General features: G+C 61.2%; 6 protein-coding genes, 1 tRNA gene and 1 pseudogene. 3 read left to right on the plus strand and 5 right to left on the minus strand.

Going from position 1 to position 9,991, the window contains the following annotated elements; genetic code table 11:
- Positions 1 to 258 precede the first annotated feature (258 nt).
- The 3 genes and pseudogenes from ASG20_RS18770 to ASG20_RS18780 all read right to left on the minus strand — a co-directional run.
- The gene (locus ASG20_RS18770) at positions 259 to 1,326 is read right to left on the minus strand and encodes a helix-turn-helix domain-containing protein (protein WP_056056405.1); all 1,068 of its coding nucleotides are present in this window, start codon (positions 1,324 to 1,326) and stop codon (positions 259 to 261) included.
- Between the two features lie 5 nt (positions 1,327 to 1,331).
- Entirely contained in the window at positions 1,332 to 1,952 is a 621-nt protein-coding gene (locus ASG20_RS18775; RefSeq protein ID WP_056056407.1) for a hypothetical protein, read from the minus strand.
- 117 nt (positions 1,953 to 2,069) lie between these two features.
- A pseudogene (locus ASG20_RS18780) lies at positions 2,070 to 2,959 on the minus strand (AAA family ATPase); the annotation flags it as partial.
- Between the two features lie 95 nt (positions 2,960 to 3,054).
- On the opposite strand from ASG20_RS18780, the gene ASG20_RS18785 reads away from it, so the two are divergent.
- Positions 3,055 to 3,198 carry a hypothetical protein gene (locus ASG20_RS18785; RefSeq protein ID WP_156364450.1) on the plus strand — a complete coding sequence of 48 codons (144 nt, stop codon included), beginning with the start codon at positions 3,055 to 3,057 and terminating at the stop codon, positions 3,196 to 3,198.
- A gap of 14 nt (positions 3,199 to 3,212) precedes the next feature.
- On the opposite strand, the gene ASG20_RS18790 is transcribed toward ASG20_RS18785, so the two are convergent.
- On the minus strand, positions 3,213 to 4,229 hold the full coding sequence (locus ASG20_RS18790; RefSeq protein WP_056056413.1) for a restriction endonuclease: 1,017 nt from the start codon (positions 4,227 to 4,229) through the stop codon (positions 3,213 to 3,215).
- Between the two features lie 353 nt (positions 4,230 to 4,582).
- On the opposite strand from ASG20_RS18790, the gene ASG20_RS18795 reads away from it, so the two are divergent.
- Positions 4,583 to 7,780 carry a hypothetical protein gene (locus ASG20_RS18795; RefSeq protein ID WP_056056416.1) on the plus strand — a complete coding sequence of 1,066 codons (3,198 nt, stop codon included), beginning with the start codon at positions 4,583 to 4,585 and terminating at the stop codon, positions 7,778 to 7,780.
- Between the two features lie 505 nt (positions 7,781 to 8,285).
- On the plus strand, positions 8,286 to 9,941 hold the full coding sequence (locus ASG20_RS20180; protein WP_443025965.1) for a recombinase family protein: 1,656 nt from the start codon (positions 8,286 to 8,288) through the stop codon (positions 9,939 to 9,941).
- On the opposite strand, the gene ASG20_RS18810 is transcribed toward ASG20_RS20180, so the two are convergent.
- Positions 9,898 to 9,974 (minus strand) — tRNA-Met (locus tag ASG20_RS18810). The genes ASG20_RS20180 and ASG20_RS18810 overlap by 44 nt on opposite strands.
- Between the last annotated feature and the right edge of the window lie 17 nt (positions 9,975 to 9,991).

Raw genomic sequence — 9,991 nt, forward strand, 5'->3', positions numbered from 1 at the left:
ATCTGCTCATCCGTCAGCCAGTACAGGTCGCTCATCCACGCTCTCCTCACGGAGCCTGAATCAGATCGCGCCTCTCACATCAATGGGTCCTGACCCTAGCAAATCTAGCAAGCCCCCCAAATAACAACGAAGGGGGCTAACATTAATTAGCTCTGCGTAGGCAGGTGTGCTCGTTCCTCGAAGACACCATCGACGAATTATAACAGGTCGCTTCGTAGAGCGTCGGCATAAGATCTGCGTCATGCTGAACTCTCGCCACTAGATCGCTCGCAGTCTGACAGTAGTCTCCCCACCATCGGATACCCCACCCGTTAGCCTGTGCAGAATGGCATCGAGTTCCCCGGTAGGCACATTCAGCTCGGACGCGATCTGATCACGGGTGATACGTTCGCGCCAGAGCGATGTGAAGATTTGCGGCCACAGCGCAGAAGTCTCAGGCGGCAACCCTTCCGGCTCTTGCCGTCGGAAACCGCGGCTCGACATCTCAATGTTCAAACTACGGTTCTGCCATTCGCTCACGACCCGAAGCTTGTGGAGGCGGTAGTTGAGTGCAGCGACGGACACGCCCCACCGCTTCTTGGCACGGATCAGGTTCTCAAGATCGGTGACGTAGCGGATGCGGCTCATCACATCGTCCGTCGGCATCAGGAAGGCTGACGCGAACCGATCGGCCTCGCTCTCCGCCTGCCGGCTGTCTTGCGGCGCGCCATGCCTATGCATCACGAGATGACCAAGCTCATGAGCCGCATCGAACCGGCTGCGCTCGGTGGATTTAAAAGTATTCAGGAAGACGAAGGGATTAGCCCCTCGCCAGCAAGAAAATGCGTCGACGTTGTTCGTGTCTTCGCATAGCGAAAAGACCCGGACACCCTTCGACTCGAGCAGCTTGATCATGTTGGAGATCGGCAGTTCGCCCAGTCCCCAGTTGGCGCGCACGACCTGCGCCGCCGCCTCCGGGGTCGCGTCACCGCGTAGTTCCGGAACGTCAGTCGCTGGGAGATTGAAGCGTTCGGCCACCCAGTCAATGAATAGATATGCGATCACCCCGGCAGAGAGGGCAGCGTCCCGTTCCCGGGCGGTCATCGACGACAGGCTCCGGAAACTGGCCGCCTCCGCCGGCAGTTCGTCCACGTCCTCCGCAAAGAAGAAACCACGGGGGAAGTTGAGCGCACGCGCCAAAGCCTCGACAGTATCGTCCTCGGGCTCGTTCACCCCGTTCTCGAGGCGCGAGATCGTAATCGGTGAAACCCCGATCGCCAGCGCGAGGGCGCGCGCAGTCAACTTGCGCCGCTTCCGGCCAAGGATCAGTCGCTGGGAATTAAACACGCAATTTATGCCTTTCGGGTCACCGAAACTTCGTACTCGGCCGACGGCTCGCCATCGTCCTTAATCGGCACCGGTGCGCCCCAATCACCCTTCTCTACCAAAAGGATCCGCTCATGAAACCCGTCGAACTGCTCTCCGTTGATCGCCTTGGGAAACGATAGCTCCGCGCGAACGTCGTCACCATCGCTGTAGACGAACAAAACCCAAGTTGACGCCGTGACCTCTACGAACTTCTTCGCCTGTTCCTCGGGCCACAGTTCGTACTGACCGAGTTCGATGGCACGCGCCGAGCCGGCCCCCTTCTTCGAGGTTGCCAACGGATCGAGCAGCGGGTCGCCCGCGCGCTCGGCGTTCTGGAACACCACCTTGATGCCGATCTCGGGATTGAAAATCGATTCGATATTGTCCCTGCGACAGACCTCCCACCCCCGCTGAACGAATATGCGCCGGAGCTGCCCTGTTCCCTCGATCCAGGACAAAAGGCCGCCGGCGCTCAACGGGTGGTAGCCCGTGGCATTGCGCCTGCCGCCAACCGCGGCACCCACAACATCGAGGAGCAGATCGCGACGCAGTCCGAGCTGCGCCAGTCGCGGCACGATCTCGTATTCTTGAGCAAGGACCGGCACTAGCAAACCTCGTGTTAACTTCTGGCCTCTCGTATGAGACTGAGAATGTTAACATGTCAAGCGCTCGGACAGCGCTTTGATACGAGATCGAAGGTGATTGACTGGATAGCCGCCGTTGTTGATCTCGACGCTACCATGGCGCTCGGCAACCGACCGGAATGCCGCCCCCGCCTTGAGCGCCTGGAGCTGTTCAGGGTCACCTACCAACATGACCTTGGCGCGGCGCTTCTCCGCTTCGGCAATGACGCGCTCCATCTGCCGCGTACCAACCATCCCAGCTTCGTCGATGACGAGCACATCGCGCGGTGTGAGAAGTTCGCGGTCCTGCTTCCACTGATGTTCGAGGCTCGCGATCGTGCGCGAGGCGATCCCCGATCCGCCTTCGAGGTTCTCGGCCGCAATACCGGACAGCGCGGCACCGCGAACGGTATAGCCGGCACTCTCCCAGGCCTCGCGCGCAACGCTGAGCATCGCCGACTTGCCGGTACGGGCATAGCCGACCACGACACTGATCCCCTGCACTTTCGTCACATGATCGAACGCGCTGCGCTGTTCAGCCGACAGGACCATCCCGCGCATTTCAGCGCGGGTCAGTGCGAGCTTGCGATGCTGCTCGTCGACACCGTGGCGCCGGCTCGCGTCGAGCCGGACGGTCGCATTCTCGAGCCGCTGTTCGGTCTCGATCATATCACGGCTGGTGAAGCGTTCATCGCCGCGGCCATCCTTGCCAAGCGCGACGATATCCGGACTGGCGTGAACAGCTGAAAGCGCGGCGTCGAACTGCTCCTTGCCGTCGCTATGGCGGTGGACGAACATTGCCAGGTCGGGCGCGTGAGGGTCGTCTGCGTCCGCGTGATCGCGTCGAGCGCGATTACGGGCTGCGCGATGATCCGGTCGCCATTGGATGGGGCGATCCCGACATGCTCGTCGAGCCGTTCGCTCCCCAGTCCCTGCCCCGGTCGGCGCGATACCGCGGGACCGATCTTGCGCTGGGGTTCGAGGTCGATATGTACGCAATCTTCTGCCGGACTCGGTCCGCGGTATCACCTCAATGTTCTCGACCCTGCGACGTGGCGGGGCGATCCTACTCGGGGATTCCGTGATGATGCCGACCCGGATTCGAATCGACCGGCCCAACCCCACACCAGAAAGCGATGCCGCGTCCTTTGCCAAGAGCTGGGCGAAGGACCCGGCCAATCTCGACGTCAAAGCCGTGCGGACCGCTTGGCGCAACCAGTCTGCCTGATCGCCAGGTCCCGGTTATGCCTTCGCTCCGGCATCGGATGCATCGAAGTCCATGACGATGCCACTATCCGGCAGCCGCATTGCCCCGATCCACCGTGTGATCTCCTGCCGGTTCGCGCTGGTGATCGGATAGGCACGGGCTTTGATATCTTTGGCAGCGCCGGGGCTTATATCGCTGGTAGTGACGATCATGCCTGACCCCGCCTGCTCGTGCAGAAGGTCGGCATAGAGCCCCTTGACCACGACCTTCTCGATTTTGGTTTTCTGTCGCTTGCACTGCACGATCACGGCTGGTGGTGCGCCGGGCGGGCTGTCAGCGTTCCAGAGCCGGACATCGACCCCACCGTCACCGCGGCCGGACCCCAGCTCGACGGTATAGCCTTCGCGCTGAAACCATTCGGCGGTCATCCCCTCAAACTGGCGCCAGTTCATTGCCGCGAGCTTGTCGGGCTGGGCAGCGAGATAATTGATGAAGCGCTGGTCGAAGAAGCGATTGGCCTCGTTAGGGAGCTTCTCGCTCTTGAACAACGCCGACAGTGCGACCGCATCGGCCTTGTCGAGCGTGCGCGTGTAGAATGGCGACTGCGCAAGCTCGATCGCCATCGCCTGCTGCAGTGTCTCCCAGACATTCGAAGCCTTGCCGCCGAACAGCTCTCTTAGCTCGGCATAGACCTCATCCTGATCATCGGCCCCGCAATTACGTCGTCGCAGATATTCATGCGCGATCGCTTCCATTTGTAGCATCTGATCGAACTCGAAAAGGTCGCGCCAATCGCCGCCGACCATCCGCATGAACCGCGTCGCGAGCGTCGGCATGCCCTTGGTCTCGGCCGCCCCGAGCGCGAACAGTAGGTCGCCGACCGCGTCGGCATAGCCGTCCGAAGGCAATCGGAGCAGCTCGTCGCTTCGCAGCTGACGGGTGATGTCGTTGTCGGGATCGAGATGGTCAAGCATGTCCTGCTGGGTCAGTGCGAAACCGGATCGCACGCCCGCATCCTCGCTGAGTGAAGCGCGGAACGCGAACGCCGGCATGATAATGTGCCCCATCGGTCCTTGTCTTTCTATATTTGCGGACTCGAAACAAAAAGCCGTTAGCAGCCTCGGTCGTCCAACCGGTAGCAGACAGTCAGTAAAGCGGAAGGTCAGCAGGCAAGCGGATCTCGACCTCGCAGGCGCGTCGATCCATTAGACATTGCTGGCACGCGCGCATTTGATAGGCGTCATTCAAACGCAATCGCGTGTATGGGTTCGAAGCGAACAAATGACACAGAGCCAGGGACTCGGAATGCATGACAGAGAGGCTGCCCACACCGCCGGAACTAATGCGGTCATGGCACCCTGACTTATTCTCTGACACGGAGCGAAAGACCGAGCCGGCGGTACCAATGGCCGTGCTCGATCATCACCTCGAGACGCTGACCAATCGGAAGCAGGAAAACGAGTTCGAGTATTTCGCGAGGTCGCTCGCGGAGCGTGAGCTCTGTCCGAATTTGCGCCCGCAGACCGGACCTACCGGCGGCGGGGATAGCAAAGTCGACACCGAGACGTATCCTGTAGCGTCCGAACTGGCCATGCGCTGGTATTACGGTGATCCCGAAGCAGCAGGCGAGCGCTGGGCGTTCGCCTTCAGCGCGAAGAAAAAGTGGCGCGACAAAATCAAAGCTGATGTCACCAACATTATCAGTACCGGGAGGCCTTATAAACGGATCTACTTCATTACCAATCAATACGCGCCAGAGAAGCCGCGAGCCGACCTTGAGGATACTCTGACGGACCTCGCGGGCGTGCCGGTCACAATTCTTGACCGGACGTGGATTCTCGAAAAGGTTTACTCCCATCAGCTATTAGAGCTCGCCGTGCGGGCACTCAATATGCGCGGCTATGCTGAACTGATCGACGAACGTGCTGGTCCCCGCGACACGGAGCGGCAAATTGAACTCGAGCGCCTAGACGCTGCCGTTGCCGACCCTACCCGCTACGGCGGTGCCAGATATTCGTTGGCTGAGGACGCGCTGGAGAGCGCGCTGCTCGCCCGAGGATTGGAGCGTTCGCGCAATGAGGTGGAGGGCCGCTTTTTAGCCGCGGCGCGGATTGCCGAGGGCTCCGGGCATGAAGGTCAGCGGTTGCGAATAGCGTACAGCCATGCCTGGACCGCCTACTGGTGGTTCGACGATGCTTTGCAGTTCGACAATTCTTACGAAGCGGTCGCGGCGCTTGCGTTGGCGAGTGACGAGGCCGCCGATTTAGAACTGCTTCTCAACCTGTGGATGCTTCATCCGGCAGCGACCGCGCGGGGCACATTGACGTCCGCAAAGATCGAGCAACGAGGGAAGGTGCTGCGCGCTAGCCTTGAACGTGTAGCTGGCAACGGCGAAAGGCCGAATAATGCGGCTCAGGCGAGAACCTCGCTTCTAGTTATGAGCGCGACCCGGCTGATGCAGGAGCAACGACCCGAGAGCTTGCCCGCGGTTTGGGACGAGCTTCGCGATGTTCTCGCAGGTGTTGAGCAGTTGGGCGACTACCCCGTTGAGAGGATCCACGAACTGATCTCGAGAATGGGCGAGTACGTGCCCGAGAGCGATGCGTTCGACGGACTTTATGAGGAGTTGGTGGCGCTCTTAGAGCGCCGCCGCAGCGAAGCGGAAGGCGGTCTCGCATATCTGCGGCGCGGTAAGCAGAAATTGGAGAAGGGGCACCGCTACGATGCCATTCGTATGCTCGGCAAGGCCGAGACCCGCCTCATTAAGGCGGAATATACGGACGAACTGTTCGAAACGCTGATCGCAATCGGTCAAGCGTACAGTCAAGCCGATCTGAAGTGGGCGGCCCGAGCAAAGCTGATCGTCGCGGCGGACCGCCTGCTGGCTCCCTTCATGCGGCAGGGACGTCTCGACGCTCGCGCCGCCCTGCCTTTGAGGTTTCTTGTGCAGCTCGAGCTCGAGTTGGGTCGTGTTCCGCAAGTCTTGGCCGCCAATGAACTTTACCGGATAGTGGTCGCCAGCAGCGAGCAGCCAGAGCAGATAGCTGCCATGGTGCCGGAGAACCTCCGGATACAGGATGCGGTGCTTGGAATGCTGCTGATGCGCAGCGACTTAGGGCAGCTACGCACGCTTGAGCGAGCGCCTGCGATGCTCGAGCGTCAGGGTTTTCAGATCGCACGAGGCGCCCTGCTATGGGCACTTGGCGGACCGGACGCGGTTCGTCGTGATGGCTTTGCACCCGCTGACCAAGACGATGCGGCCATCGCAGAACTGTTCGAGCGGTTGGCTGAGCAGCCGGCGGCTCAGGATATCCCGCCGCGCCCCACCTTGGCCGAAGGTTCCGAGATTGAACTTCGAACCGTGGTGCTGGGCGTGGAGGTCATAGCCCGCGTTGCGTGCGAGCGAGATTCAATCTTTCTGGCCGAGGCGATTTTGGCCGCCTTCGAAAGCTTTCTTTCGACCAGCCTCGGGACGCAGGTTTTCCCTTATCGCGAGCGGCTAGAGTTCTCGGTAAGCTCGGACTCCGATGGCGCGGCCCGCCCGAATTTTGAGATAGACGACCTGACCAACGTGGCGACCATAACTCATGGCGTGGGCAATTACGGTGGCGCAACGGATTACCCAGCGTTTGTTGGCTGGCTCCAGGAGGTGCTGATCCGTCTCGCCCTCCGCATGCTGATAATCGAAGATCCCGAGAAATGGATGGAACGTGTCGCCGGTGATGAGGTCGGTTTCGGGCGCGCTCTGGCGCTTGGAGCGATCGCGGTTGCGACCCGAAATATTTTTGGTGACGAACCTCGAGTCCTGCTGGCCGACTGGATCGTAGCGGAGGACGAACGCCATCCGCTCGAGAGAACGGCAGCGTTGCCGCCATCCATCGGGACTGGGCCGGGTGAGGATGGGTCGGAGCGGGATATCCTCTTCGGAGTAGGTGAGGCTGCAGTAAAGTTTGATCCCGAGGAAGGTGGACATGCCGATCGCCGTGTGATGTCGCCTATCGACATACCATTATGGGACCGCGCGAAGTGGCGTGCGACCGGGTTCGGATGGGGCGAAGGTCAGCCTCCTATCCTTATGCTCGCATTTCGCGACTTCGAGGCGGGCAAGGCGATTTTCCGTAGTTGGTATGAGCGATACGGCGCGGCCGACGATTCCGACGCACTAAGAGTTTCCATCGTCCGCGGAATCGCTCGTGATGATCCGCATGCTTACATGGTGATGCTTTCCTCAGAACTTGACGGCGCTTCGATGCCGGGTTCGATGTTCTACCTTTCGAATCGCATCAACAGAATGAAGCCGACCGACTCCAAAAACCTCGATACTTTCCTCACCGCCTACGCCCGCGCTGGCTGCTATCTTCTCGCTCCGATGCCTTTCCGAGCCGCTGATGGCTTCCAGACCATTGATACCGAGTTGGCGATTGCGAAGCGTAAGTTGGTCGTTCGCGATGCTTGGACAATTAGTGAGAACGACCTTGAAGTGCCTTGCATCGATCCCGACGAGCCGCCTTTCATTCCGGATGGAGTGGACGATGCGCCAATCCTCCGCACGCTCGAACGACTGAGGCGATCGCCTCAGGCAAGGACCGGCACCCGATTTTGATGACCTCGCCTTCGGTTGGCGGGCGGTTCAATCACAGTCGCGGCGGCGGCATAATTCACTAGGAAGCGGCCGACTGGCCCCCTGCCCCATCAAATGAACCAACGTCCCTTTACGATGATCGTCACCCGAAAGCGGCTGAGCCGCTTTCCACCAATATGAGCAGCGGTAGACCGGCCAATGCCAGCTTCGCGGTGCGGCCCGGCAACTATGTGGGAAGGTCGGAGTCGGAGTGACGCCACGTGCCCCAGATGGCCTAGATGCCGTCGCAGCCTCCGTCCCCGCTCCACGATCTCGCGCTGGACCTCGCCCGTCTGCTGGCGCGCGACTTGGCGAGGCAGCAGAGGTCCCAGAAGAATCAAGTCGCCCCGAAAACGGGAAGGCGACCATCATGACGACCTTCGTTGCGAATGCAGGACGCACGAATGGAGGAAAGATGAAGCGGTGTGCGATATATGCGCGGTATTCAACGGACAAACAGGACGTGCAGTCGATCGAGACGCAGCTGATGATGTGTCGGCGCGAGGTCGCGCGCGCGGACTGGCAGGAGGTGCTGTGCTTCACAGACGCAGCCGAGTCGGCGGCTACGATGCACCGCCCCGGTATGAAGGCGTTGCTTGCGGCCGTTGACGCAGGTCGCGTCGACATCGTCTACGCTGACGCCATGGACCGGCTGTCGCGCAGTCAGGCCGATATCGCGACATTGTTCGACCGTCTCAGGTTTCGCGGCATCCTCCTGGCCACGCGCAAGGAAGGCATAGTCACGCCGCTGCACATCGGCATGATCGGTACGATCAACGCCGAGCAGCTGAGCGCTACCAGCGACAAGACGCGCGATGCGCTCGTGCGTCGTCACGCGATGGGCAAGAACCCCGGCGGCTCTGCGTACGGCTATGAGAAGCGCATCGAGCACGACGGCAACGGCGAACGCATCCGCGGCCTGCAGCAGATCGTGCCGAACGAGGCCGCGGTGGTAGTCCGGATCTTCGAAGACTATGCGGCCGGCCTGTCGCCCATCGCCATCACGCGGCGCCTCAATGCCGACAGTGTGCCCTCGCCGCGCAGCGGCAAAGCCAGCAGACATCCTTTCGGCAAAGCTGCGGCCTGGACGCCGAACACGCTGACCGGCAATGCCGCACGCGGAACCGGTATCCTCAACAACCCGCTGTATGTGGGGCGACGGCCGTACGGCAAGCAGACGTATCGCAAGAACCCGGAAACGGGAAAGCGCCACGCCTTCCTCAATCCGGAAGACAAACGATCCGATGACGTCGAGGCCCCGGCGCTCGGCATCGTGCCCGTCGAACTGTGGGATCGGGTCAAATCCCGCCAGGCTACGCTCGCGCGCTCAGCGAAACCGCGTACGGAGACGGCCAGTCTGCCCTTCTTCGCGCAGCAGCGCCCGCGGTATCTGCTGACCGGCAAGATGACCTGCGGCTGCTGCGGCGCGAGCTATGCCAAATCGGGCAAGACCCGGTTCGGCTGCCAGGGCGCCGCCAAAAAGGGCCCGACCTGGTGCGACAACCGACTGACGATCCGCCAGGACGAACTCGACACGCGCGTGCTGGCGGGCTTGTCGAGCGAGATGCTGCGTGACGATGTCGTCGCAGCGTTCCTTCTGGAATATGAGGCAGAGACCCGGCGCCTGACAGCTGAAACGGTCAGCGCCCGCCCCGAGCGGGAAGCCGAACTGGCCAATCTCGATCACCAGCTCTCGCGCGCCAAGACGGCCATCCTCAAAGGCGTGGACGCGATGGTGTTCGTCGACGAGATGAAAATCTGGACCGAACGGCGCAAGGCCCTGCTCGCCGAACTGGAACTTGCCGAACAGGATACCACAGGGACGGTTTCCCCGGAGCCCGAGCTGCTTACCCTGGACCTGGGCCGCGTGTACCGTGAGAAGGTCGACCAGCTCACCGCGGCCTTCGAGGACGACGCGCTGAAGGCGCAGGCGTTCGAACGGTTGCGCGCGCTCATCGAGGCGGTGGTGCTGACGCCGAAAGACGGCGATCTCGCGATCAATCTACGAGGCGAGCTCGCCTCAATGCTGTCGCTCTGTGCTGGAGCAGAAACGCAAAAAGCCTCCGCCGGTGTGACCGAGGAGGCGTTGCAAATCAAGATGGTTGCGGGGACAGGATTTGAACCTGTGACCTTCAGGTTATGAGCCTGACGAGCTACCGGGCTGCTCCACCCCGCGACGGCACGGCTAGCGTG

The sequence above is a fragment of the Sphingomonas sp. Leaf198 genome (genome assembly GCF_001424005.1).
Lineage (GTDB): Bacteria > Pseudomonadota > Alphaproteobacteria > Sphingomonadales > Sphingomonadaceae > Sphingomonas.